At 71.7% G+C, this 23,341-nt stretch carries 25 protein-coding genes; 13 read left to right on the top strand and 12 right to left on the bottom strand.

The window, feature by feature from the left end:
- Positions 1–140: 140 nt before the first annotated feature.
- The gene (locus OG698_RS38230; protein ID WP_406108508.1) at positions 141–506 is read right to left on the bottom strand and encodes a hypothetical protein; all 366 of its coding nucleotides are present in this window, start codon (positions 504–506) and stop codon (positions 141–143) included.
- Positions 507–684: 178 nt separating this feature from the next.
- Positions 685–1,299 carry a TetR/AcrR family transcriptional regulator gene (locus tag OG698_RS38235; protein ID WP_406108510.1) on the bottom strand — a complete coding sequence of 205 codons (615 nt, stop codon included), beginning with the start codon at positions 1,297–1,299 and terminating at the stop codon, positions 685–687.
- Between the two features lie 153 nt (positions 1,300–1,452).
- Here OG698_RS38235 and OG698_RS38240 point away from each other — a divergent pair, with 153 nt between their 5' ends.
- Both OG698_RS38240 and OG698_RS38245 read left to right on the top strand, forming a co-directional pair.
- Positions 1,453–2,715: an FAD-dependent monooxygenase gene (locus tag OG698_RS38240; RefSeq protein WP_406111520.1), complete on the top strand. Its 1,263-nt coding sequence runs from the start codon at positions 1,453–1,455 to the stop codon at positions 2,713–2,715.
- Positions 2,716–2,752: 37 nt separating this feature from the next.
- Positions 2,753–3,658 (top strand): Gfo/Idh/MocA family protein, encoded by a 906-nt coding sequence (locus OG698_RS38245; protein WP_406108512.1) that lies wholly within the window; start codon positions 2,753–2,755, stop codon positions 3,656–3,658.
- On the opposite strand, the gene lnt is transcribed toward OG698_RS38245, so the two are convergent.
- Entirely contained in the window at positions 3,582–5,276 is a 1,695-nt protein-coding gene (lnt, locus tag OG698_RS38250; protein ID WP_406108514.1) for an apolipoprotein N-acyltransferase, read from the bottom strand. The genes OG698_RS38245 and lnt overlap by 77 nt on opposite strands.
- A 92-nt stretch (positions 5,277–5,368) precedes the next feature.
- Complete coding sequence (locus OG698_RS38255) at positions 5,369–5,893, bottom strand: nuclear transport factor 2 family protein (RefSeq protein WP_406108516.1); 525 nt, start codon at positions 5,891–5,893, stop codon at positions 5,369–5,371.
- 85 nt (positions 5,894–5,978) lie between these two features.
- Between OG698_RS38255 and OG698_RS38260 the strand changes: the two genes are divergently transcribed.
- Positions 5,979–6,617, top strand: a complete 639-nt coding sequence (locus tag OG698_RS38260; protein WP_406108518.1) for a maleylpyruvate isomerase N-terminal domain-containing protein — start codon at positions 5,979–5,981, stop codon at positions 6,615–6,617.
- 44 nt (positions 6,618–6,661) lie between these two features.
- Here OG698_RS38260 and OG698_RS38265 read toward each other — a convergent pair whose 3' ends face one another.
- A complete protein-coding gene (locus OG698_RS38265; protein WP_406108520.1) occupies positions 6,662–6,838 on the bottom strand; it encodes a hypothetical protein in 177 nt (58 codons plus the stop codon).
- Between the two features lie 487 nt (positions 6,839–7,325).
- Here OG698_RS38265 and OG698_RS38270 point away from each other — a divergent pair, with 487 nt between their 5' ends.
- Complete coding sequence (locus OG698_RS38270) at positions 7,326–8,951, top strand: TROVE domain-containing protein (RefSeq protein ID WP_406108522.1); 1,626 nt, start codon at positions 7,326–7,328, stop codon at positions 8,949–8,951.
- Between the two features lie 44 nt (positions 8,952–8,995).
- Here OG698_RS38270 and OG698_RS38275 read toward each other — a convergent pair whose 3' ends face one another.
- Both OG698_RS38275 and OG698_RS38280 read right to left on the bottom strand, forming a co-directional pair.
- On the bottom strand, positions 8,996–9,871 hold the full coding sequence (locus OG698_RS38275; protein ID WP_326776839.1) for an undecaprenyl-diphosphate phosphatase: 876 nt from the start codon (positions 9,869–9,871) through the stop codon (positions 8,996–8,998).
- A 194-nt stretch (positions 9,872–10,065) separates the two neighbouring features.
- Positions 10,066–10,536, bottom strand: a complete 471-nt coding sequence (locus OG698_RS38280) for a winged helix-turn-helix transcriptional regulator (protein ID WP_399975654.1) — start codon at positions 10,534–10,536, stop codon at positions 10,066–10,068.
- A gap of 118 nt (positions 10,537–10,654) precedes the next feature.
- Between OG698_RS38280 and OG698_RS38285 the strand changes: the two genes are divergently transcribed.
- Positions 10,655–11,824, top strand: coding sequence for a thiolase family protein (locus tag OG698_RS38285; RefSeq protein ID WP_406108524.1), 1,170 nt, complete (start codon positions 10,655–10,657; stop codon positions 11,822–11,824).
- 49 nt (positions 11,825–11,873) lie between these two features.
- On the opposite strand, the gene OG698_RS38290 is transcribed toward OG698_RS38285, so the two are convergent.
- On the bottom strand, positions 11,874–12,599 hold the full coding sequence (locus OG698_RS38290) for a TVP38/TMEM64 family protein (protein ID WP_406108526.1): 726 nt from the start codon (positions 12,597–12,599) through the stop codon (positions 11,874–11,876).
- A 50-nt stretch (positions 12,600–12,649) separates the two neighbouring features.
- On the opposite strand from OG698_RS38290, the gene OG698_RS38295 reads away from it, so the two are divergent.
- From OG698_RS38295 to OG698_RS38310, 4 genes are all read left to right on the top strand, one after another.
- Entirely contained in the window at positions 12,650–13,354 is a 705-nt protein-coding gene (locus OG698_RS38295; RefSeq protein ID WP_406108528.1) for a DNA alkylation repair protein, read from the top strand.
- A gap of 315 nt (positions 13,355–13,669) precedes the next feature.
- Entirely contained in the window at positions 13,670–14,848 is a 1,179-nt protein-coding gene (gene tuf / locus OG698_RS38300; protein ID WP_406108530.1) for an elongation factor Tu, read from the top strand.
- An 88-nt stretch (positions 14,849–14,936) separates the two neighbouring features.
- Positions 14,937–15,776, top strand: a complete 840-nt coding sequence (locus OG698_RS38305; RefSeq protein WP_406108531.1) for a patatin-like phospholipase family protein — start codon at positions 14,937–14,939, stop codon at positions 15,774–15,776.
- A gap of 62 nt (positions 15,777–15,838) precedes the next feature.
- A complete protein-coding gene (locus OG698_RS38310; RefSeq protein ID WP_406108533.1) occupies positions 15,839–16,684 on the top strand; it encodes a spermidine synthase in 846 nt (281 codons plus the stop codon).
- Here OG698_RS38310 and OG698_RS38315 read toward each other — a convergent pair.
- Positions 16,646–17,950 carry an MFS transporter gene (locus OG698_RS38315; protein ID WP_406108535.1) on the bottom strand — a complete coding sequence of 435 codons (1,305 nt, stop codon included), beginning with the start codon at positions 17,948–17,950 and terminating at the stop codon, positions 16,646–16,648. The genes OG698_RS38310 and OG698_RS38315 overlap by 39 nt on opposite strands.
- Positions 17,951–18,119: 169 nt before the next feature.
- Between OG698_RS38315 and OG698_RS38320 the strand changes: the two genes are divergently transcribed.
- Positions 18,120–18,449: a hypothetical protein gene (locus OG698_RS38320; protein ID WP_406108537.1), complete on the top strand. Its 330-nt coding sequence runs from the start codon at positions 18,120–18,122 to the stop codon at positions 18,447–18,449.
- A gap of 71 nt (positions 18,450–18,520) precedes the next feature.
- On the opposite strand, the gene OG698_RS38325 is transcribed toward OG698_RS38320, so the two are convergent.
- Entirely contained in the window at positions 18,521–19,558 is a 1,038-nt protein-coding gene (locus tag OG698_RS38325) for a hypothetical protein (protein WP_406108539.1), read from the bottom strand.
- A gap of 95 nt (positions 19,559–19,653) precedes the next feature.
- Entirely contained in the window at positions 19,654–20,610 is a 957-nt protein-coding gene (locus OG698_RS38330; RefSeq protein ID WP_406108541.1) for a hypothetical protein, read from the bottom strand.
- Positions 20,611–20,682: 72 nt separating this feature from the next.
- Here OG698_RS38330 and OG698_RS38335 point away from each other — a divergent pair, with 72 nt between their 5' ends.
- Both OG698_RS38335 and OG698_RS38340 read left to right on the top strand, forming a co-directional pair.
- Positions 20,683–21,135 carry a DUF4442 domain-containing protein gene (locus tag OG698_RS38335; protein WP_406108543.1) on the top strand — a complete coding sequence of 151 codons (453 nt, stop codon included), beginning with the start codon at positions 20,683–20,685 and terminating at the stop codon, positions 21,133–21,135.
- Between the two features lie 101 nt (positions 21,136–21,236).
- Positions 21,237–21,872, top strand: coding sequence for a DedA family protein (locus tag OG698_RS38340; protein ID WP_100597591.1), 636 nt, complete (start codon positions 21,237–21,239; stop codon positions 21,870–21,872).
- Positions 21,873–21,881: 9 nt separating this feature from the next.
- Here OG698_RS38340 and OG698_RS38345 read toward each other — a convergent pair whose 3' ends face one another.
- Positions 21,882–22,415, bottom strand: coding sequence for a gamma carbonic anhydrase family protein (locus tag OG698_RS38345; RefSeq protein ID WP_406108546.1), 534 nt, complete (start codon positions 22,413–22,415; stop codon positions 21,882–21,884).
- A gap of 144 nt (positions 22,416–22,559) precedes the next feature.
- On the opposite strand from OG698_RS38345, the gene OG698_RS38350 reads away from it, so the two are divergent.
- Positions 22,560–23,327 carry an acyltransferase gene (locus OG698_RS38350; protein ID WP_406108548.1) on the top strand — a complete coding sequence of 256 codons (768 nt, stop codon included), beginning with the start codon at positions 22,560–22,562 and terminating at the stop codon, positions 23,325–23,327.
- Positions 23,328–23,341 lie beyond the last annotated feature (14 nt).

Consider the following 23,341-nt stretch of genomic DNA (forward strand, 5'->3'; position numbering starts at 1 on the left):
GGGCCGTAGCCACCCCAGACGCCCCCGCGGTGGGTATCACCGAACTCCGGCAGCGCCACTGGACGGTTTGCTACCCGAGCGAGATCAATCTCAGCGGCACTATCTGTACCTCAACTACTCACACCCGACCCCCGCCCGCCTCAGCCCCCGTACGTCTCCCGGCAGATGCGGGCCTCGGGGCTGTCCGGGTTCCACTTGCCGTACTGATTGCCCAGGGCGCACACATTGCCCGGGACGCCCGGCGCCGCGGGGGCCGCCGTGTGCGGGTGGCGCGGCGCGGGTGCCGCGGGGCGCGCCGCGTGGTCGGGGTCCGACCGCCGGGGTGCCTCCTGGCGTGGCGGCTGGGGCGGGCGTGGCGCACGGGTCGGCTCGGGGGAGGGCGAGTGGGCCGGTGGCGTGCGGCCCATCCGGTCCAGTGCCTCCCGCACCGGCGCCTGCACGACCTGGGGCTCCGCCCGGCCGTCGGGGCGGGGCGCCTCCGGAACGGCCGGTGCGCTGGGGGACACGGCCGGAGGCTCCGGCTGCCGTACGCTCACGCAACCGGACACCGCGGCGGCCGTGGCCGCCACCGTGAGCAGAAGCGCTGCTGAGGTCGTCGATCGATGCACCCGCGCAACTCTGGCGGCTACGGGCCCTCGTGGCGCGCCCGTCGGCCGATGATGCCCCGCACGGGTGACGCGCAGGTCAGGACGGGGACGCGGCGAGCATCCCGCGCAGCAGCTCCCCGAATCCCTTCCGAAGGTCCGCCAGGTCCGGGACCGACGCGTGGAACACCCCGGCCACGCACGAGAACATGATCCCCTCGGACCAGGCCACCAGCGACAGTGTGTGCCGCTCCGGATCCTGGGACCCGGCGGCCCGCAGCAGCGCGGTGAGCGGTTCGTGGAACTGCCGTCCCGTCGCGTCGAAGAACGCCCTCAGCTCGGGCCGTCGCGTCGCCTCAAGTGCCAACTCGTAACGGCAGACCAGCAGTTGAGGGTGGTCCGTCAGGTAGCGGTGCAGCGCGAGCGCCATGCCGTCGACGAGCGAGTGGATCCCGCCGGCCGGATCCGGTAGCTCGTCCACGGCGAGCACCCGCGACTCGCGCACGGCGAGGCGCCGCACCGTCGCCTCCAGGAGGGCGAGCCGGGTCCGCGCGTAGTTCGACGTCGACCCCTGTGGCAGGCCCGCCGCCTCGTCGACCGCTCGGTGCGTCAGGCCCCGCATCCCGCGCTCGGCGAGCAGATCGAGTGCGGCGTCGGCGATGACTTCCGCGCGAGGTGCGCCGGCGGCGCTCGTGGCGCTGGTGCGTACGGACATGGTCCCAACCTACCGCCGGAACTACAGATGTAGTACGGTCGAGCACGCACACTACAGGTGTAGTGCGCGTGACAGGCCGAGCCGGGCGTTGTGAGACGTAAGGAGCGCGAAGCCATGACTGCCGAATCGATGGAATCAACGGTTCCCACCGAACTGACCGACTCGACGGGCAAGGCGCCGGCGCGAGCAGAAGCGCAGAGCGCCGCCGGCCTCGGGCGGCGGCCCCGCGCGGTCGTCGTGGGCGGCGGCATCGGCGGCCTCACCGCCGCCGTCGCGCTCGACCTGCGCGGATGGCACGTCACCGTCTTGGAGCGGGCCGCCGAGCTGAAGCCCGTCGGGTCGGGGATCTCCCTCGCCCCCAACTCGCAGCGGGCCCTCGACGTCATCGGCCTCGGCGAGGAGATCCGGTGCCTGGCCGCCTGGGAGGGCGAGGGCGGCCTGCGCACCCCGAGCGGGCGCTGGCTCTCGCGCTCCGACGCGAAGGCTGCAGCCGAGCGCTTCGGCGGCTCCCTCGTGCTCCTGCACCGCGCGACCCTGATCGACAAGCTGGCGTCCCGTCTCCCCGACGGAGTCGTACGCACCGCGTCCGCCGCGGCGCTCGCCGACCCCGGCGTCGAGGGCGACCCGGCCCGCCCCGCTCGGGTGACCACTCCGGAAGGCGAATTCGAGGCCGAACTCGTCGTCGGTGCCGACGGCATCAAGTCCGTTGTGCGCAGCGCCCTGTTCCCCGCCCACCCGGGCGCGGTCTACGCCGGGTTCACCACCTGGCGCCTCCTCGTCCCGCCCCTCGGCAGACCCTTCGCCCAGCACGAGACCTGGGGACGCGGCCGGATCTGGGGCACGCACCCCTTCGCGGACGGCACGGTCTACGCCTACGGTGCAGCCATCGCCCCCGCCGGCCACCACGCCCCCGACGGCGAGAAGGCCGAGCTGCTGCGCCGCTTCGGCGACTGGCACGACCCGATCCCGGCGATCATCGACGCGGCCGCGCCCGACGAGATCCTGCGCCACGACGTCCACCACATCACCGAACCCCTGCCGGCCTTCCACCGGGGCCGGGTCGCGCTCCTCGGTGACGCGGCCCACGCCATGCCCCCGACCCTCGGCCAGGGCGGCAACCAGGCCATCGAGGACGCCGTCGTGCTCGCCCACCATGCCGACCCCGAGCACCCCGACGCCCTCGGCCTCGCCACGTACACCGCCGCACGCAGGCCGCGTACGACCGCCATCGCCCGCAAGGCCGTCGGCGTGGGCCGGGTGAACATGCTCAGCAACCGGCCCGCGATGGCGCTGCGCAACATCCTCATCGCCGCTCTCGACAAGACCGGACCCGCCGTCATGCTGCGCGGATTCGACGAGATCGCGGACTGGCGGCCCCCGCAGCGGCCGTATGCTGCCCAGACACAGAGGGCCTAGCCGGACACAGGCGGCCCGGGGCGAGGAGAAGACGGACGTGAAGGTCGGCTGCATCGGACTCGGAGACATCGCGCAGAAGGCATATCTGCCGGTGCTCACCACCTTGCCGGGGGTCGAGCTGCACCTGCAGACCCGCACACCCGCGACGCTCCACCTGGTCGGGGACACGCACCACATCCCCGCCGAGCGCCGGCACACCGACCTGGACGCGCTGCTCGCGCAGGGGCTCGACGCGGCCTTCGTGCACGCGCCGACCGCCGTCCACCCCGAGATCGTGACGCGGCTGCTCGAAGCGGGGGTCGCCACGTATGTCGACAAGCCGCTGGCCTACGAACTCGCCGACTCGCAGAGCCTGGTGCGGCTCGCCGAGGAGCGCGGGGTCAGCCTCACCGTCGGCTTCAATCGCCGTCACGCGCCCGGCTACACGCAGTGCGCCGAGCACCCTCGCGAGCTGATCCTGATGCAGAAGAACCGGATCGGGCTGCCCGAGGACCCGCGCACGCTCGTCCTCGACGACTTCATCCACGTCGTCGACACCCTGCGCTACCTCGTGCCCGGTCCGATCGACGACGTGTCGGTGCGCGCCCGGGTCGAGGACGGCCTGCTGCACCACGTGGTGCTCCAGCTCGGCGGGGACGGGTTCACGGCGATCGGCGTCATGAACCGGCTCAGCGGCTCGACCGAGGAGATCCTCGAGGTCTCCGGGCAGGACACCAAGCGCCAGGTCGTCAACCTCGCCGAAGTCATCGACCACAAGGGCCAGCCGACCGTGCGCCGCCGCGGCGACTGGGTGCCGGTGGCCCGTCAGCGCGGCATCGAGCAGGTGGTCCTCGGCTTCCTCGACGGCGTGCGCGCGGGCAAGGTCCTCAGTGCCAAGGACGCGCTGGAGACGCATGTGCTGTGCGAGCAGGTCGTACGTGAGGTGCAGCGGTTCGCCGCCTGAACTGGCGGAGGGCCTCCGACGCGCCCAGCAGGGCGAGCACGGTGACGGCCGCGTGCACCGGCCAGTCCCCGAACCGCACGTACAGCGTCGTGCCGTGCGCCGTCGGCACCTCGTAGACCCGGGCCGCACTCGCCGACGTGCCGAGCCACGGACCGACGCGTGAACCGTCGGGGCCGTACACGGCCGACACCCCGGTCAGCGTCGCGTGCACCATCGGGCGGCCCGTCTCCGCGGCCCGTACGGCCGCGAGCGAGGCGTGCTGCTCGGGCGCCCAGCTGTGCTGGAACGTGGACGTGGAGGACTGCGCGAGCAGCACCTGCGCCCCGTCGCGCGTGAGCCGCCGCGTCATGTCGGGGAACGCCGACTCGAAGCACACGAGCGGGCCGATCCGCAGGTCGCTGTCCCGCGCGGACCGCGCGTCCATCACGACCTGTCGGGTCCCGCTCACCCGGTCCTCGCCCGCGGCCTTGCCGACCGACGTGGCCCAGCCGAGCAGGGCGCGCGCCGGGATGTACTCGCCGAAGGGGACGAGCCGCATCTTGTCGTAGCGCTGCCCCGTGAGGCCGTCCGGGCCCACCAGGACCGAGCTCTTGAAGATGCCGGGGGCGCCGCCGGGGGAGACGCGCCGCGCGTCCACGTTCACCAGGATGTCCGCGCCCACCTCGCGCGAGAGCGCCGCGATCCGGCGCGCCAGGTCCGGCCGCTGCGAGAAGTCGAAGCCGACGCTGCTCTCGCCCCAGACCACCAGGTCGACGCCCTGCCCGGCCAGGCCACGGGTCAGCTCCTCCTCCCGGTCGAAGCGCTTCTCGCCGCTGTCGGCGCCGCCTATGGGGCCCGGCTGGACGACGGCGACCCTGACCGGGCCGTCCGGCTCGGGCCGCGGGGCCCAGGTCCAGGAGACCGTCGTCACCGTGGCCGTCACCAGAAGCCCCGCCACCGCGGGCGTACGGGCGCTGCGCGCCACGAGAAGGACCGTGATCGCGGTGTTCACCGCCACGACGAGCAGGCTGACCAGCCACACCCCGCCCACCGACGCGACGCGCAGGGCGGGCTGCACCTGCCACTGGCTCGACCCGATGAGCCCCCACGGGCCGCCCAACCCCTGCCAGGACCTGACCAGTTCGACCATCAGCCACGCCGAAGGCACCGCGACCAGGGCGGCGGCCGCCTGCCCACGCGTGGGCGTGCCGCCGAGCAGCCGCCGCAGCAGCCTGCCCCAGGGTGCCCACAGCGCACCGAGCAGCGCCGCGATCACGACGGTGAACACATGCAGACTCGGCAGCAGCCAGTGGTGCACCGACAGCATGAACCCGAGTCCGCCGAGCCAGCCGTCGAGGGCCGCGCGGCGCGGCGTGGGGGCCGAGCGGGCCAGCAGCATCCACGGCACCAGCGCGACGTACGCCAGCCACCACAGCGACGGAGCCGGGAACGCGAGGGCGGGCAGCGCGCCCGCCGAAACGGCGGCGACGCCACGCCACCAGGGGGACGCCGCGAGGCGGGGAGCGATGCCCTGCCACGACGCGGTTGGCGCCGTCCACGACGCCGGTACCGCCGACACCGGCCACGCCTGCGTCCCACTTGACGAGCGCGACCGACCATTCCCGCCCGACCCGTCCATGCGCCGCCTCCCTCGTCGTCCGACGCCCGGTACGTGCTTTCAGTGTGCGCGCCGGGGACGATCTTTGACAGTGGGCATCGGGGGCGGTCGCGTCAGCGCGTGGTGGTCGCCGCGGCGCCCTCTGTGCGGCGCCACTTCTCGTGCACCGTCACCCCGCGCAGCCGCCAGCCGGAGCGCGTCCGCACGAGGGCGAAGGCGTAGCGGCCGCCGCACACGAAGTCGGGCGCGCCGGAGGGAGTGCCGGAGGGAGCGTTCGAGGCCGCATCTGCGGCGGTACCTGCGCCGTCGCCGGTGAACCGCATCGGGTTGATGTAGTCGGCCTGCACTTCGGCCGTGTCGCCGGTGTCGTTGTCGAGGCGCCCGAAGCGCAGGCGCCGGTTGACGATCAGGTGCTGGCGCATCGGGAACAGCTCCATCGTCCGGGTCAGCCACTCGGTGATCTCGGCCGCGCTGCCCTCGATTCCGCCGGCCCGCCGGTAGTCGGCGCGCCCGTCCGGACTGAAGAGTCCGCGGTACGCCGTCCAGTCCCCGTCGTCCACGGACACCGCGTAGTCGGTGATCAGCTCCTCGATGGCGAGTCGGTCCATCACGGTGGCGAGTTCTACGCGCTGTGTCATTGAGTCAGTCTTGGGCACCGGAACCGCAGATCCAAGGGGCGCGACGGGGGGAGGCCGCGACAGTCATCATTGATACCTTCTCGGCATGTCTTCTGAGAGCGCCTCACGGACCGCCGCCGACGACCTCGCGCACTCCGTGCGGCTCGCGCTGGACACCTTCGGCGGGGCGTCGGCCGCGGACTGGAGCGTCAGGGCCGGCTCGCTGGAGTGGGACTGCTGGGAGACGGCCGAGCATCTGGCCGACGACCTGTTCGCGTACGCGGCCCAACTCGGTCCGTCGAAGCCGCCGTTGGACACCGAGGTGCCCTTCGCCTGGACGCGCCGCAGGCCGGGCGGCCCCGCGAACGTCATCTTCGCGAACCGCGACGCAGGCCCCGCGGGACTGCTTCAGGTGCTCGACGCGAGCGGCGCCCTGCTGGTCGCGATGGTGCGGACGGCCGCGCCCGAAACCCGCGCCCACCATGTGTTCGGCCTCTCGGACCCCGCGGGCTTCGGCGCGATGGGCGTCGTGGAGACCCTGGTCCACACGCAGGACATCGCCGAGGGCCTCGGCCTCGACTGGGCCCCGCCGGCCGGCCTCTGCGCCAGGGCACTCGCCCGGCTGTTCCCCGACGCGCCGCAGGGCGACGACCCCTGGCGTACGTTGCTGTGGGCGACGGGGCGTGGTGAGCTGCCCGGCGGGGAGCGGCTCACGTCCTGGCGCTGGAACGCCGAAGTCCGTTGACAGGCAGACAGACAAGGCCGGGCGGGCTTGGAATTGACGGGGTGTCAGGCCGCGGCCTCGATGACCTCCGTACGGACCGCGATCGCCCACTCGGTGACGAGCCGTGCGTACTGAGCGCGCTGCTCGGTGGAGAGCCGGCCACCCGCGCGCAACCACAACCCGCGGATCTGCTCGTTGACTTCCTCGGCAGACCGCGCGGAACCCGAACACTCAAGCGGCATGCGGTAAGGCTAGGGTGCGTGCCACCTACTGGGAACCCTAAGCGACGGAACATATTCGCCAAGTGATCGCAAACACCGATCAGTTGGCTGCCAGTCCCTGGCAAGGGCCGTCGGGGAGGGGCGGATCGTGCTCGGACCGGCCCGGCGAAAAACCAGGTGGCAGCGTCGCGTCCCGTCACTACAGTTGCGGCATGCCCAGGTGCGAAGGAGCGGGTTACTTCCACTGTTAATGGGGTGGTCGCGGGTTCGAGTCCCGTCGTCGGCTTCGGGCCGGCGTAGCTCAGTTGGCAGAGCACCTTGTACCTGCACCGATCTTGATCTCTGGGCAGCACACGTCACGCACCTCCCGGTGCGCGGGCCCGCGGCTACTTCTTCTCATGAACGCACGCCGCGGGCCGACTTGATCTCGGGAGGCACCCAGCATGGCCGCGCCCCGATTCGGTGTGCCCGCACACGGTGCTTCCCCTCCACAGAGAGGGGCCGCCTCATGGCACGCTTCAACATCCGCGGCACCCGCCCGGTGGGCCGGTCGCCGATCGCCACCGTGACGGGCGAGAGGGCGCGCACGCACGAGGGCGCGACCGGATACCTGCGCGACGCGCGCAGCGAACTGTTCCTGCTCGCCGTCTCGAACCTCGTCGCCACGGGCGCCTTCTACGAGTCCGCGGACGACCGCGACGACCGGTACGGCACCCTCGTACGGCAGCTCGCCGTCGAGGACCCGGAGTGGACCGCGGGCCTGCTCGGCTGGCTGCGCGGCGAGGGGAACATGCGGACCGCCGCGCTCGTCGGCGCCGCCGAGTTCGTCAAGGCCCGCATCGACGCGGGCGAGCCCGGCCACTCCCGTCAGCTCGTCGACAGCGTCCTCCAGCGCGCCGACGAGCCGGGCGAGCTGCTCGGCTACTGGACCTCGCGGTACGGGCGGCGCCTGCCGAAGCCGGTGAAGCGCGGCATCGCCGATGCCGTCCAGCGGCTCTACAACGAGCGCTCGCTCCTCAAGTACGACACCGACTCCAAGGGTTACCGGTTCGGTGACGTCCTCAATCTCGCGCACCCGGCGCCCGCCGCCGACAAGCCGTGGCAGGGCGACCTGTTCCAGCACGCCCTCGACCGCCGGCACGGCAACGCCGAGGAGATCCCGGAGCGGCTGCGTACCCTGCGCGCCCGCGAGCGGCTGATGCGCGTACCGGTGGAGGAGCGCCACGCGCTGCTCACGACGGACCCCGGCCGGCTCGCCGAGGCGGCCATGACCTGGGAATCCCTGGCGGGGTGGCTGCAGCGGCCGATGGACGCGGCGGCGTGGGAGGCGGTCATCCCGTCCATGGGGCTGATGGCTCTCGCGCGGAACCTGCGCAACTTCGACGAGGCCGGTGTCTCGGACGAGGTCGCGGAGCGGGTGGCGGCGCGGTTCGCCGACCCGGAGGAGGTGCGCCGCTCGCGCATGTTCCCGTTCCGCTTCTGGGCCGCGTACAAGCACGCCCCGTCGCTGCGCTGGGGGCACGCTCTGGAGCGGGCGCTCGCGCACTCGCTGGCCGGTGTGCCGGCGCTGCCCGGCCGTTCGCTGATCCTGGTGGACCGGTCGCCGTCGATGTTTCCCGGCTGCGGATGGTCGACGCCGCACCGCTCGGACATCCCGCTCGCCGAGCAGGCGGCGGCGTTCGGCGCCGCGCTCGCGATGCGCGCGGAGCTGCCGACGCTCGTCGAGTTCGGGATGGAGAGCCGGCGTCTGAACTTCCGGAGGGGCGGCAGCGTGCTGCGGCTCGTCGAGAGGTTCGGGCAGATCTCCGGCACCGACATCCCGACCGCGGTGAAGAAGCACTTCTCCGGGCACGACCGTGTGGTCGTCGTCACCGACGAGCAGACCCGGCCCGGCTGGTTCCCGTCGAACGCCGAGGGCTTCGGCGGCATGGCCGAGACCGAGATCGACGCGCTCGTGCCGAGGGACGTGCCGGTCCACATGTGGAACATGGCCGGATACAAGGTGGGCGCGACCCCTTCAGGCGGCGCGAACCGGCACGCGTTCGGCGGCCTCACGGACCAGGCGTTCCGCCTGATCCCGCTCGTCGAGCGGGGCGGCGACGCGCGCTGGCCGTGGGAGGCGCAGCCGAAGTAGGGAAGTGGCGCGGGGGTTGGCCCGTCCGGCGGAAGCCGGGCCGGTCAGCCCGCCGACTCCCCGGCGTGCGGGCTCAGGACGCCCGCCGTCACCAGCGCGATCAGCACGATGCCGAGCAGGATCCGGTAGTAGACGAACGGCATGAAGCTCTTGGTCGAGATGAACTTCATGAACCAGGCGATGACCACGTACCCGACGCCGAAGGCGATGATCGTCGCGAAGACGGTCGGGCCCCAGGAGACGGACCCGTCCGCGCCGGCGTCCTTCAGCTCGAAGACCCCGGAGGCGAGGACCGCGGGGATCGCGAGGAGGAACGAGTAACGGGCCGCGGCCTCACGGGTGTACCCCATGAGGAGACCGCCGCTGATGGTCGCGCCGGAGCGCGAGACTCCGGGGATCAGGGCCATGGCCTGGCAGACGCCGTAGATCAGACCGTCCTTGACGCTCAGGTCCTTGAGGCCCTTGCGCTCCCGCACCGCGCGGTGCTTGCCGCCGACCTCGTCGCGCGCGGCGAGACGGTCCGCGATGCCGAGGACGATGCCCATCACGATGAGGGTCGTCGCGGTCAGCCGCAGATCGCGGAACGGGCCCTCGATCTGGTCCTTGAACGCGACACCGAGCACGCCGATCGGAATCGATCCCACGATCACGAGCCAGCCCATCTGCGCGTCGTGGTCGCTGCGCAGCGCCTTGTTCGTGAGGGAGCGGAACCACGCGGAGATGATCCGCGCGATGTCCTTGCGGAAGTAGATCACCACCGCCGTCTCCGTGCCGAGCTGGGTGATCGCCGTGAACGCGGCTCCCGGGTCGTGCCAGCCCGCGAAGGCCGCGGTCAGCCGCAGATGCGCGCTCGACGAGATGGGCAGGAACTCGGTCAGCCCCTGGACGAGTCCGAGGATGAATGATTCGAACCAAGACATGAAGTTACGCGATCCAAGTGCTGACGTGAGCTGACCGCAGACGCGCAGGCCAGAGGCGGACACGGAGAAAGGAAGGACGGACGGGCGAGGCCGTACTGGTCAAGGGGTACGGAAATGGAAGGGCGCCCGCCGTGGGGCAGCGTAGCGCCCTTGTATGAAGAGACGACGACAGGGCCTCTCCACTCGGGCGGCAGCTACGCCGCGGCCGGTCCCGCCTTGGTCCAGCCCGGGGCCTGGGGATGGGCGCTCAGGTCCTCGTGGTGGACGGAGTCGCCGCATGCGGAGCAGGTCACGACGGCGACCAGTTCATTGCCGCAGGTGTGCTCGATCACCATCGGACGGTCGCCGTCGTCGCGCAGATGACGGTCGCCCCACGCCATGAGGGTCATGAGGACCGGCTCCAGTTCGAGCCCCGCCGTGGTGGGCCGGTACTCGAAGCGCTGCGGGCGCTCCTGGTAGGCGACCTTCTTGAGGACGCCGGCGTCGACGAGGCGGCGCAGGCGCGTCGCAAGGATGTCGCGCGGCGCTCCGATGTTGCGCACCAGCTGGTCGAAGCGTCCGTTGCCGAGGCACACCTCGCGCAGGACCAGGAGCGAGTACTTCTCGCCGACCACGGCCAGCGTGTCGGCGATCGAGCAGGGGCGCGGGTCCTTGGCAGCTGGCATGCACATCAGTGTAAGCGAGGGTTTGCTTTTCCAACCTATGGGGTTATGGTGAGTTCAGTTTTCCTACTCACTGGTAATCGGCGCCGGGCCCGACCCGTCGGCCAAGGAGGCCCGCACCATGCGTGACGCAGTCATCGTCGAAGCCGTACGCACCCCCGTCGGCAAGGGCAAGCCGAACGGGACGCTCGCACATGTCCACCCCGTCGAACTCCTCGCGCACACCCTGCGCACCCTCGTCGGGCGCGCCGGGATCGATCCCGCGCAGATCGACGACGTCATCGGCGGTACCGTCGACCAGGTCGCCGAGCAGGCCATGAACACCACCCGGTACGCCGTCCTGTCGGCGGGCTTCCCGGAGTCCGTGCCCGCCACGACCGTCGACCGCCAGTGCGGCTCGTCCCAGCAGGCCGTGCACTTCGCCGCGCAGGGCGTCATCTCCGGCGCCTACGACATGGTCGTCGCCGGTGGCGTGGAGTCCATGAGCCGCGTACCGATGTGGTCGAACGTGCCCGGGGGAGCCGACCCGTTCGGTCCCGGCGTCGCCGAGCGCTACCCGGAAGGTCTGGTCCCGCAGGGCGTCAGCGCCGAGCTGATCGCCGCCAAGTGGTCACTGTCGCGCGAGACGATGGACGCCTACGCCGTCGAGTCGCACCGCAAGGCCGCCCAGGCCTGGGCGAACGGCCTCTTCGACGCCGAGGTCGCACCCCTCGAAGGCGTCACCCGCGACGAGTCCGTGCGCCCCGGCACCACCGCCGAGATCCTCGCCGGGCTCAAGCCCGCCTACTACGACCCGCACTTCGCCGAGCGCTTCCCGCAGATCGACTGGTCGGTGACCGCGGGCAACGCGAGCCCCATCAACGACGGCGCCTCCGCCGTCCTCATCACCACGAGCGAGAACGCGGCCCGGCTCGGCCTGCGCCCGCTCGCCCGTCTCCACAGCTTCGCCGTCACCGGCTCGGACCCGCTCCTGATGCTCACCGGCGTCATCCCCGCCACCGAGAAGGTGCTGCGCAAGGCGGGTCTCGAGCTGGGCGACATCGACCTGTTCGAGGTCAACGAGGCGTTCGCGGCCGTCGTCCTCGCCTGGCTCCAGGAGACCGGCGCCGACCCGGCGAAGCTGAACGTGCACGGCGGCGCCATCGCGCTCGGCCACCCGCTCGGCGCGAGCGGCACCCGTCTGATGACCACCCTGGTCCACGCGATGCGCGCCCGCGGCGCACGCTACGCACTCCAGACCATGTGCGAGGCGGGCGGGCTCGCCAACGCGACCATCCTGGAAGCGCTCTGAATCTCCAGGGGCGTGTCAGCAGGGGAGGCGGTGGGTTTCCAGGGGCGCGTCAGCCGCGGAGGCGGTCGCGCTTGCACCACGCGATCGCCGCACCCGCGAGGCCGGTCAGCGCGATGAAACCCATCGCGATCAGGAACGCGGGCGACGTCGGCGTCGAGGCCCTGGCCCCGGCGACGACGTACGCCGCCGTATTGGGGACCGAGCCGATCGCCGTGGCGAGAAGGAACGGCGCCCAGCGCATGCGCGAGATCGCGGCGCAGTAGTTGGCCGCCCAGAACGGCACCCCCGGAAACGTCCTTGCCGCCAGCATCGACCGGAAGCCGTGCCGACTGAGCTGCCCGTCGGCCGCCTTCAGCCAGCGGCCGCGTACGAGGGGCCGCAGGGCCTCCTGGCCGAGCACCCGGCCGAGCCCGAACGCCACGCCGGCGCCGAGCACCGTCCCACCGAGCGCCGTCAGGGTGCCGAGCTGCGAACCGAACAGCGCGCCCGCCGCGAGGTTGAGCAGCGGCCGCGGTACGAAGGCCACCGTGCACAGGCCGTACGCGACGCCGAACAGGACGACCGCGGCGGTGCCGCTCATCTGGGGTGGCCAGCCGTCCGCGAGCAGTCTCTGCGGCTGGAGGAGCAACACCATCGCCCCGCCCGCGGCGAGCAGCGCCACCAGGAGCGACAGCCGAGACCAGGGGGACAGCAGAACTCTCGTGCAGCGCAGGGCAAGGCCCGCCGGCCGGGCGGCGGCGAGTCCCTCGGGACGTGTCGCGACGGTGTCGGGCATCCGGGGAGACTAACCGACCCATATGTATGTTCGCCGTAGGGTTGTGTCGCATGGCCGTCACAGTCCCGCGCAGCGCTCTCGCCGACACTCTGCTGGAGCGGCTCACCTCCGTGTACCCCACGGCGGCCGACCCCGAGCGGGCCGGGCAGATGCGCGCGTACATGAAGGACGTGGCCCCCTTCCTCGGTCTCACCACCCCCGTCCGCCGCTCGCTCTCGAGGACCGTCCTGGCCGGGACCCCGCGCCCGAACGAAGCCGACTGCACCGCGCTCGCGCTGCGCTGCTGGGAGCTGCCCGAGCGCGAGTACGCGTACTTCGCGGTGGACTACCTGCGCCGGTACGTGGGCCGCTGTTCGTCGGGCTTCCTGCCCGTCGCCCGGCACCTGGTGTCAACGGTCCCGTGGTGGGACACCGTCGATCTGCTCGCCGCGCACGTCGTCGGCGCGCTCGTCGCGGCCGACCCGCGCCTTGAGAAGGACATGGACGCGTGGATCGAGGACGACGACCTGTGGATCGCCCGCACCGCGCTCCTGCACCAGCTCCGCCGCAAGGAGACGACCGACACGGAGCGCCTCTTCGGTTACTGCCTGCGCCAGGCACCGCACCCCGACTTCTTCATCCGCAAGGCCATCGGCTGGTGCCTGCGTGAGTACGCGAAGACCGACCCCGATGCCGTACGTTCCTTCGTCGCCGCCCATCGTGACCGGCTCGCGCCCCTGTCGGTGCGCGAGGCCCTGAAGAACATCGGCCCCTGAACTCCCTTACGCCCCACGGGAGACAGGGCCGAGCGGCCCGCCGGAAAAGCATTCGACCTGCGCCGTTCTGTAGGCAATGATCGGCGTCATGTTCCGGTACGCCTTCCCCGCAGCCACGTCCGCAGTCGCGGACGCTGCGAAGGCTGCCGTCTTCCTGGCCGCCGCAGCAGACGGCGCCCGAAGCTGACCCTCTCCGGACATTCCGGCGGACCCCGCAGGGGGAGGGTCGGTAGCACTCCGGGGTCCCCGCCTCATCAAGGAGGCCATCACACCCTGTTCCGTTGAGGAACACGTTCCGGGAGGAACCACCCAGTCATGCCCAAGACGGCATACGTGCGCACCAAGCCGCACCTCAACATCGGCACCATGGGCCACGTCGACCACGGCAAGACGACCCTCACCGCCGCCATCACCAAGGTCCTCGCCGAGCGCGGCGCCGGCACGTTCGTGCCCTTCGACCGCATCGACCGCGCCCCGGAGGAGGCCGCCCGCGGCATCACCATCAACATCGCGCACGTCGAGTACGAGACCGACACCCGTCACTACGCGCACGTCGACATGCCCGGCCACGCCGACTACGTCAAGAACATGGTCACCGGGGCCGCGCAGCTCGACGGGGCGATCCTCGTCGTCTCCGCGCTCGACGGGATCATGCCGCAGACCGCCGAGCACGTCCTGCTCGCCCGCCAGGTCGGCGTCGACCACATCGTCGTCGCGCTGAACAAGGCGGACGCGGGGGACGAGGAGCTCACCGACCTCGTCGAGCTGGAGGTCCGCGAGCTGCTCTCCGCGCACGGGTACGGCGGCGACTCGGTCCCCGTGGTGCGGGTCTCCGGGCTCAAGGCCCTTGAGGGCGACCCCCGTTGGACCGGGGCGATCGACGCGCTGCTCGACGCCGTGGACACGTATGTGCCCATGCCCGAGCGGTACGTGGACGCGCCGTTCCTGTTGCCGGTGGAGAACGTGCTCACCATCACCGGGCGCGGCACGGTCGTCACCGGGGCCGTCGAGCGCGGCAGGGTGCGCGTCGGCGACCGCGTCGAGATCTTCGGCGCGGACACGGACGCGGCGGCGACCGTGGTCACCGGCCTGGAGACCTTCGGCAAGCCCATGGAGGAGGCGCAGGCCGGGGACAACGTGGCGCTGCTGCTGCGCGGCGTGCCCCGCGACGCGGTCCGCCGCGGTGACGTGGTCGCGGCCCCCGCCAGCGTCAGCCCGAGCCGCCGCTTCACGGCCCAGGTGTACGTCCTCTCGGCGGCCGAGGGCGGCCGGACGACACCGGTCGCCACCGGCTACCGCCCGCAGTTCTACCTGCGGACCGCGGACGTGGTCGGCGACGTCGACCTCGGCGAGACCGCCGTCGCCCGGCCCGGGGACACCGTCACGATGGCGGTCGAGCTCGGCCGCGACATGCCCCTGGAGGCGGGCCTCGGCTTCGCGATCCGCGAGGGCGGGCGCACCGTCGGCGCGGGCACCGTCAGCTCTGTCGGCTGAACCGCACCGCCCGCCTCCCGCACCCCGCGGGAGGCGGGCGGTCGCACGTCGGCCACACTGGACGCCGGCGCCGGCAAGGAGGTCTCAAGTGGCGGGCAGGGCACTCGTACTCGGGGGCGGCGGCCTCTCCGGCATCGGCTGGATCTGCGGAATCCTCCACGGCCTCGCCGAGGCAGGTGCCGATCTGTGGGACGCCGACATCGTGATCGGCACCTCCGCGGGCTCCGTCGTGGGCGCCCAGCTCACCTCCGGCAGACTCACCCCCGAGGGGCTGTACGAGCGCCAACTCGCCGCGCCCGTAGGGGAGATCCCCGGGCATCTGAGTCCGGCCGCCACCCTCCGCCACGCCCGCGCCGCGCTCACCTCCCGTACTCCTGAGGACTTCGGCCGCAAGGTGGGGCACATCGCGCTGGCCGCCGACACCCCGGACGAGGCGACGCGCCGCGCGGTCATCGCGGGGCGGCTCGTCTCGCACAGCTGGCCCGGGCGGACGTTCCTGGTGACGGCGGTACGGGCGACGACCGGCGAGTTCCGTGTCCTCGACCGGGGCAGCGGCGTCGGCCTGGTCGACGCCGTCGCGGCCAGCTGCGCCGTGCCGGGCGTCTGGCCGCCGGTCACGTTCGAGGACAGCCGCTGGATCGACGGCGGCGTTCGCTCCCCGGCCAACGCGCACCTCGCCGAAGGCCACGACCGCGTCGTGATCATCGCCCCGATCGCGGCGGGCGGCGGCACCCTCGAATCGGCCCGCGCCCAGGCGGAACGCCTCACCGCGGGCGGGGCGAGGGTCACCCTCATCACCCCGAACCGCACCACCAGAAAGGCGATGGGCCACAACAGCCTCGACCCGACCCACCGTGCCCCGTCGGCCCGAGCAGGCCGGGAACAGGCGACGGCGCATGTGGCGGCGGTGGCGGAGGTGTGGGGCTGAGGAAGGCGGTGGCGAATGTTGTGCGGCGCCCGATGCCCCGGCCGCCCGGCACAATGGACGGCGTGGATGAGCCGATACCCGTGACCAGGACCGTCGATCACGGCACCGCCAAGCTGATGCCCGACGTGGACCGGCGTCGGGCCTGGCTGCTCACGGTCGACGGGGCGCCGCAGTCGTATGTCGATCTGGACGCGCCGGAACACCTCGAATTCGAGTACGCGCGTCGGCTCGGCCATGTCCTCGACTGTGCGGACGAGCCCGGAAAGCCCCTCGACGTGCTGCATCTCGGCGGTGGCGCGCTGACCCTGCCGCGCTATGCGGCGGCGACGCGGCCCGGCTCACGTCAGGACGTGGTCGAGGCGGACCGCGGGCTGCTGGCCCTGGTCGCCGAGCATCTGCCCGTCCCCGACGGCGCCGGGATCACCGTCCACGGGGCCGACGCCCGCACCTGGCTGGAGTCGGCCGACGCCGACAGCGCCGACGTACTCGTGGCGGACGTCTTCGGCGGCTCCCGCGTCCCGGCCCACCTGACCACCGTGGCGTACGCCGAGGCCGCCGAGCGGGTCCTGCGCCCCACGGGCGTCTACGCGGCGAACCTCGCCGACGGCACCCCCTTCGCCTTCCTCCGCTCCCAACTCGCCACGTTCTCCGTGGTGTTCGAGCATCTCGCGCTGATCGCGGAGCCCGCCGTGCTGCGCGGCAGGCGCTTCGGGAACACGGTCCTCGTGGCCTCCCACGAGGAAGTCGACATCGCGGCGCTCGCCCGGCGTGCCGCGGCCGATGCGTTCCCGGCCCGCGTCGAGCACGGCGCTCAGCTGCGCCGCTTCACCGGCAGCGCGAAGCCCGTACGGGACGAGGACGCGGTGCCCTCACCCGAGCCGCCAGGCGGCTCCTTCGGCATCGGCTGAGACCGGCTCCGGCGCGGGCTGCTTGTCGGCGTCGGAGCGGCGTGTCAGCTGCCGTACCTCCGGCACGAACAGGACCGCGCCCGTCGCGACGACGACGAGCGCCGCACAGCCCCACAGCGCCGGGGACAGGCCGAAGGCCGCCTCCGCCGGACCCGCGAGCGCCGTGGCGACCGGCACCATCGCGACGGAGCCGAACCAGTCGTACGCGGAGACCCGGGACAGCTTGTCCTCAGGGATCTCCTGGTGCAGCGCCGTCATCCAGGAGACGCTGAACACCTCGATCGTCACACCGCTCACGAACATCACGCAGACCAGCACGGCGAGCGGCACAGGCACCGCGAGCGCCGCCGAGGGCAGCGCGAGCGGGAACACACACAGGGTCCCGGCGAGCAGCAGCCGCCGAGGCTTCCACCGCATCATCAGGAACGCCCCGGCGACGGTTCCGACGCCGAACGCGCCGAGGGCGAGCCCCCAGGGTCCCGGTCCGCCGAGGGAGTCGCGCGCGACGAGCGGGCCGAAGACCGCGTCGGCGGCGCCGACCACCGCGACCACGACGGAGAACTGGGCCACGATCCCCCACAGCCACGGCCGGCTGACGAACTCCTGCCAGCCGTCCCGCATATCGGCGAGGAGGCCGCCGCCGGGCTCACGCGGCGCGATATGGCTGACGTCGAGGAACGAGCGCAGCGCCCCCGCGACGGCGAACGCCACCGCGTCCACGGCGAGCACCCAGCCGGGTCCGACGGCCGCGACCATCGCGCCGCCGAGCGCCGCGCCGCCCACGGCCGCGCCGGACATCGCCATCCGGAAGAGGGCGAAGGCGCGGCCGGCCTGCTCGCGGTCGACCGACGACATCAGCATGCCTTCGGCGGCGGGGTTGAAGAAGGCCTGCCCGGTGCCGCCCAGCGCGCTGAGCAGCATCATCTGCCAGAGCTCGGGCTTTCCGGTCAGGACGAGCAGCGCGAAGGCGCCCTGGGAGAGGAAGTTGAGCGCGTTGGCCGCGACCATCACGTGGTGCCGCGGCAGCCGGTCGGCGACGGCTCCGCCGACGAGCAGGAACAGCACGAGCGTCAGGGTGCGTGACGCGGCGACGAGGCCGACGTCCCCGCCGTCGCCGCCCGTCTCGAGCACCGCGAACGCGGACGCGATCAGCGCGCCGTTGCTGCCGAGGGTCGTCACGAACGCCGCCACCGCCAGCAGGCTGTAGTTGCGGCCCGCCCACGCGGGTCGGCGGGGTCTGAGCGGGGAGGCGGCGGGAGAGTTCACTGAGGGACTATCGCCGCAGCGGGTCCGACTTGCCAAACGAGATTCTTTCGGCCTCGCCGAACGTGATTGTCGCCGGCGGGTCGCTCCGCTGGATTGATCATGAATTTCGTGTCATGTTCACGATGAATCTGCCCCCGCGAACCTGTTGGTTCTCGAGGAAAGGGATGAAATGCGGAAGTACTTCTCGTCTCTGCTGGCCGCGGCCGCGCTCGCCGGCGCCGCAGCGCTCCCCGTCGTGGCGGCGACGCCCGCTTCGGCGGCCGCGACCACGTGTGCACCGGCGAGCCACGACTACACGGTCGCCGAGGAGAAGGTGCCGGTCCACTCCTCGATCTCCGCGAACGCGGCCGTGATCGACTACGTGTACAGGAACAACTCGGTGCACGCCTACTGGGCCTGCACCAACAGCTCCGGCAACCCGTGGGTGTGTATCGGCAGTTGCAAGGTGACCGAGGACACGATCTCCGGCCGGTGGGTCTACCGGGTCTACCTGCGCTGACCGAATCATGCTGCTCCACAGCGCCCGGCCCGCCCTTCACGGGGCGGGCCGGGCGCTGTGCTGTGTGCGGCTCAGTCCACGCTGGGGTCGCCCTGGAGGCGGACGGTGCTGAGGATCTTCTGCACCGTGGAGTCGGGGACCTCGTCCTTCACGCCCTTGGCGCCGTAGAACGTCCAGGAGACGAAGTCGCCCTGGGAGTTCTTGAAGGCGAACACGGTGGCCTTGCCGTCCGTGTCGCACTTGCCGGTCTTCGGCACACCGGACGACGTGGTTGTCGCCACGCTGCCCTTGACGCCGGAAGCGGTCGTGAAGTCCTTCGGCTTACCGATCTTCAGGAGCTTCTTCGACGAGTTCTTCTGGTCGGTGTAGCCACCGAACACCCACCATGCCGAGTCGTTGCGCGCGACGTCCTCGGTGTTCTTGGCGCCGTTCTGCCCCTTGGTGCCCGCACCGGCGAGGGCGCTGTCGTCCACGGTGCCGTCCTTGTCGTCGTCGGACGTGCACCACTTCTCCTTGAGGAACGCGGGTGCGGACATCGTGATGAGGGGCTTGCCGTTCTCGTCCTTCGCGTCCTCGAAGCCGGTGATCAGGCCGTCCGACTTGACGACCCAGTCGGCCGGTACGTCGAACGCGGTCCCGTACTTCGGGTTCACGACGACCTGCCAGCCCTCAATGGTGGCCTTCGGCGCGTTCGACGGGTCGCGCGGATTGACGTCGTCACTCGCGTCGGGGCTCGGGTCCTTGGAGGCGGACTTCGTGGGGGACTTGGACGGCTTGGAGTCCGCCTTGTCCTCCTTGTCACCACCGAGGACGAGGAACCCGGTCACGCCGGCGGCGACCACGACGGCCGCGGCAGCGACGATCGCGGTGATCTTCGTCTTGTTGCCGCCGCCGTTGCCGCTCGGCGGCTGGGGAGCGCCGAGCGGGACGGTGGGAGCGCCCCACTGTCCGGGAGGCTGCTGCCCGGGCTGCTGCTGGTACGGATTGGGCTGCTGCTGGTAGCCCGGCTGCTGATAGGGGTTGGGCTGCTGCTGGTACCCCGGCTGCTGGTACGGATTCTGGTCCTGCGGGTTCTGCTCGCCCCCGGGCGGCTGCTGTCCTGGCCACATGGCGCACAACAATAGAGGTCCCGGCAGCCGCCGGCACCGTCGCCCTGTACCGGACGTGCAACGGTTCGCCGGCGGCCTCGGCACCGCGCCGCGTGTCAGGAGTCGCTGACGTCCACGAGCCGCACCGTGCTGACGATCTTCCTGACCGTCGCGTCGGGCACCTCACCCTTGACGCCCGTGGGCCCGAAGAACGACCAGGACGCGAAGTCGCCGTCGGCGTCCTTGAAGGCGAACACGGCGGCCTTGCCGTCAGAGGTGCACTTGCCGTGCTTCTTCTGCTTGACGCCCGTCGAAGAGGCCGTCACCAGGCTGCCGTTGAGGCCGGACGCGGTGGTGTACGACTCCGCCGGCTTCGTGGTGATGCTCCTCCTGTCGGGCTGTGAGTACGCGCCGTAGACCCACATCGTGGCGTCCTCGGTGGCGGCTTCCTCGGTGCTCCTGGCGCCGTTGTTGCCTCGTGACCCGGTCGCGCCGAGCGAGGACTCCTCCTCGTTGCCGTCCTTGTCGTCGTCGGAGACGCACCACTTCTCTTCGAGGAAGGCCGGGTTGCTCATGGCGATGAGCGGCTTCTCGCGCGGGTCGCCGTCTTTGGAGACCCAGTTGACCCAGCCGTTCGACTTCACCAGCCACGTGGAGGGAACGTCGAACGCCAGGCCGTGGTCGGTGTTCACCACGGTCTTCCAGCCGTGCACGGTGGGCTCGACGCCGCCGCCCGCGCGCGGGTTGCCGGTCGCGCTCGGCGCGGCCGCCGAGGACTTCGTGGGGCCGGGTCCGGCGTTGTCGTCCTTCTTGTCCTTGTCGCCGCCGAGGACGAGGACCCCGGTGACCACGGACGCGACGACGACCGCGGCGGCGGCCACCACGGCGATGAGAGCCGTCCGTCTGCGCTTCGGGGGTTCGGGCGACGGCTGGGGTGAACCGGCGGGCATCGTGGGCGCGTTCCAGACCTGCTGTCCGGGCGGCTGCGGATGCGGGTTCGGCTGCTGGTACGGATTCGGTTGGCGGCCCTGCGGGTTCTGCTCGCCCCCGGGACCCTGCTCTCCTGGCCACATGGCGAGCAACGATAGAGCCACCGCCGGATCGAGGATGGCAAAGGTCGCTACCCGCGGGTAACATCACGCCGCATGAGCGCAGAACAGATGTCGATCGGCGAGATGCTCGCCGCCACCGTGCCGATGGCCCGGACCCTGAACATCGAATTCCTCGAGACCACCCCGGAGAAGGCCGTAGTGGCCCTGCCGGACCAGAGCGAGTACCACAACCACGTCGGCGGCCCGCACGCCGGAGCGATGTTCACGCTCGGCGAGTCCGCGAGCGGCGCGATCGTCCTCGCCGCCTTCGGGGACCAGCTGTCGCGGGCGGTGCCGCTCGCTGTGCGCGCCGACATCGCGTACAAGAAGCTCGCCATGGGCCCCGTCACGGCGACGGCCACACTCGGCCGCCCGGCCGTCGACGTGGTCGCCGAGCTCGACGCGGGGGAGCGCCCCGAGTTCCCGGTGACGGTCGCTATCCAGCGCGCCGACGGTGCGGTGACCGGGGAAATGACCGTCGTCTGGACGCTGCGCCCCAACAGCTGAGCCGGACATCTCCGTTTCCCTCGACCGGGTAGGCTGCCCGGCGTGCGCACGCGGGGGAGCGCGCGCCGGGCACACGCCCACCGACACGGGAGGAATCGGCGTTGCACGTCCAGGAGTGGCTCGACACGGTACCGGCGGTCGCCATCTATGCCCTGGTGGCCGGGGTCATCGGCCTCGAGAGCCTGGGCATCCCGCTGCCGGGAGAGATCGTCCTGGTCTCGGCGGCGCTGCTGTCCTCCCAGCACGGTGACGTCAACCCGATCATCCTGGGCGCCTGCGCCAGCGCGGGAGCCGTCATCGGCGACTCCATCGGATACGCCATCGGCCGCAAGGGCGGACGCCCCCTGCTGGCCTGGCTCGGCAAGAAGTTCCCGCGCCACTTCGGCGAGGCCCATGTCGCGACCGCCGAGCGCTCCTTCGAGAAGTGGGGCATGTGGGCCGTCTTCTTCGGCCGCTTCGTCGCCCTGCTGCGCATCTTCGCGGGCCCGCTCGCTGGTGTGCTGCACATGCCGTACTGGAAGTTCCTCATCGCGAACTTCCTCGGCGGTGTCATCTGGGCCGGCGGCACGACCGCCGTCATCTACTACATCGGCGTGGTCGCCGAGGACTGGCTCAAGCGGTTCTCGTACTACGGGCTCGGCGCGGCCGTGCTGATCGGCGTGGCCTCCATGCTGATCGTCAGGCGCAAGGCGAAGAAGGCGGCGGCCGAGGCAGAGCCGGTCCCGGCCGCCGACTGACCAGGCCGGTCAGCTGTCCTCGTGCGCCGCGCGGTGGGCCTTCGCCAGCTCCACGTAGAGCGTGCCGTTCAGGGTGATGCCCGCCCTCTCCTCTTCGGTCAGCGGGCGCTTCACCTTGGCGGGGACGCCGGCCACGAGTGAGCCCGGCGGGACCTGCATTCCCTGCGGGACGAGGGCCTGGGCGGCGACCAGGGAACCGGCGCCGATCACCGCGCCGTTGAGGACCGTGGCGCCCATGCCGACGAGGCAGTCGTCCTCGACGGTGCAGCCGTGCAGGACCGCGTTGTGCCCGACGGAGACCCGCTCGCCGACCGTCACCGGGAAGCCGGGGTCGACATGCACCGTGCAGTTGTCCTGGATGTTGCTGTCGGCGCCGAGCACGATCGGGCCGCAGTCCGCGCGCAGCACCGCGCCGTACCAGACACTCGCCCCGGCGTGCAGGGTGACCTCGCCGATCACGACCGAGGTCGGCGCGGCGAACGCCTCCACATCAAGCTCCGGATCCTTGCCGCCGATCCCGGTGATGAGTGCCTGCTGGCCCATCGCTCTGTCTCCTCTTCGGTCTTCCGCACAGCCTGTGTCGCGCCAGAGCGAACCGTACGGGACGCCCCCGAGCGGGTGCCGCGTGGGGCGAAGATCACAGGCGAGGGCTCTGCGCGGTGGCAAACGGCTGAGTAACGTGAGGCTGTGCCGAAGAACTGGAACGCGTTCTCATCCCGCGACTTCACCGGACGCCTCGCCCATCGCGCGGTGCAGGCGGGCTGGCGCCTGGCGCAGCGCGCGGGCGCGGTGACCGCGGCGCATCCCGGCCGCTACCGATTCGGGTCCCTCGGCCATGGCACCAAGCTGGCCTTCCCGCAGGGCACGGTCTTCGGCGAGCCCTGGATCCACCTCGGCGCGCACTGCATCATCGCTGAACAGGTCACCCTCACCGCGGGCCTGATGCCCGACCTCGACCTCGGTTCCGAGCCGATCCTGCGCCTGGGCGACGGTGTCGTCCTCGGCCGCGGCAGCCATGTCATCGCCGATACGACGGTGACGATCGGCAACGACTGCTACTTCGGGCCGTACGTCTACGTGACCTCGACCAACCACTCGTACGACGACCCGCACCAGCCCATCGGCAAGCAGTGGCCGCGCATGGAGCCGGTGGAGATCGGGCCCGGCTGCTGGATCGGCACCGGCGCGGTGATCCTGCCCGGCGCGCGGATCGGCCGGAACGTCGTGGTCGCCGCCGGTGCCGTCGTGCGCGGCGAGGTGCCGGACCACGCGGTCGTGGCCGGGGCGCCCGCCCGGGTCGTCCGGAGCTGGGACGAGGAGAACGGGTGGCAGCCGCCGCTGCGCACGCCCGCCCCCGCCCCGATCCCCGAAGGCGTCACCTCCGAACAACTCCTCGCGCTCGCCGACCTGGGAGAGCTCGAAGAGGGCGTACAGCAGCCGGGCGCGAGCGCCTAGGGCCTTTCGTTCGG

It is taken from the genome of Streptomyces sp. NBC_01003 (genome assembly GCF_045162695.1).
Classification (GTDB): Bacteria; Actinomycetota; Actinomycetes; order Streptomycetales; family Streptomycetaceae; genus Streptomyces.

Excerpts from the sequence above, each read along its gene's own strand:
- OG698_RS38345 (WP_406108546.1), bottom strand. The coding sequence starts at position 22,415 with ATGGGCCAGCAGGCACTCATCACCGGGATCGGCGGCAAGGATCCGGAG.
- OG698_RS38260 (WP_406108518.1), top strand. The coding sequence starts at position 5,979 with ATGTCTTCTGAGAGCGCCTCACGGACCGCCGCCGACGACCTCGCGCAC.
- OG698_RS38265 (WP_406108520.1), bottom strand. The coding sequence starts at position 6,838 with ATGCCGCTTGAGTGTTCGGGTTCCGCGCGGTCTGCCGAGGAAGTCAAC.
- OG698_RS38290 (WP_406108526.1), bottom strand. The coding sequence starts at position 12,599 with ATGCCCGACACCGTCGCGACACGTCCCGAGGGACTCGCCGCCGCCCGG.
- OG698_RS38335 (WP_406108543.1), top strand. The coding sequence starts at position 20,683 with ATGAGCGCAGAACAGATGTCGATCGGCGAGATGCTCGCCGCCACCGTG.
- OG698_RS38235 (WP_406108510.1), bottom strand. The coding sequence starts at position 1,299 with ATGTCCGTACGCACCAGCGCCACGAGCGCCGCCGGCGCACCTCGCGCG.
- OG698_RS38295 (WP_406108528.1), top strand. The coding sequence starts at position 12,650 with ATGGCCGTCACAGTCCCGCGCAGCGCTCTCGCCGACACTCTGCTGGAG.
- OG698_RS38280 (WP_399975654.1), bottom strand. The coding sequence starts at position 10,536 with ATGCCAGCTGCCAAGGACCCGCGCCCCTGCTCGATCGCCGACACGCTG.
- OG698_RS38330 (WP_406108541.1), bottom strand. The coding sequence starts at position 20,610 with ATGTGGCCAGGAGAGCAGGGTCCCGGGGGCGAGCAGAACCCGCAGGGC.
- OG698_RS38320 (WP_406108537.1), top strand. The coding sequence starts at position 18,120 with ATGCGGAAGTACTTCTCGTCTCTGCTGGCCGCGGCCGCGCTCGCCGGC.
- lnt (WP_406108514.1), bottom strand. The coding sequence starts at position 5,276 with ATGGACGGGTCGGGCGGGAATGGTCGGTCGCGCTCGTCAAGTGGGACG.
- OG698_RS38275 (WP_326776839.1), bottom strand. The coding sequence starts at position 9,871 with ATGTCTTGGTTCGAATCATTCATCCTCGGACTCGTCCAGGGGCTGACC.
- OG698_RS38270 (WP_406108522.1), top strand. The coding sequence starts at position 7,326 with ATGGCACGCTTCAACATCCGCGGCACCCGCCCGGTGGGCCGGTCGCCG.
- OG698_RS38325 (WP_406108539.1), bottom strand. The coding sequence starts at position 19,558 with ATGTGGCCAGGACAGCAGCCGCCCGGGGGCGAGCAGAACCCGCAGGAC.
- OG698_RS38285 (WP_406108524.1), top strand. The coding sequence starts at position 10,655 with ATGCGTGACGCAGTCATCGTCGAAGCCGTACGCACCCCCGTCGGCAAG.
- tuf (WP_406108530.1), top strand. The coding sequence starts at position 13,670 with ATGCCCAAGACGGCATACGTGCGCACCAAGCCGCACCTCAACATCGGC.
- OG698_RS38255 (WP_406108516.1), bottom strand. The coding sequence starts at position 5,893 with ATGACACAGCGCGTAGAACTCGCCACCGTGATGGACCGACTCGCCATC.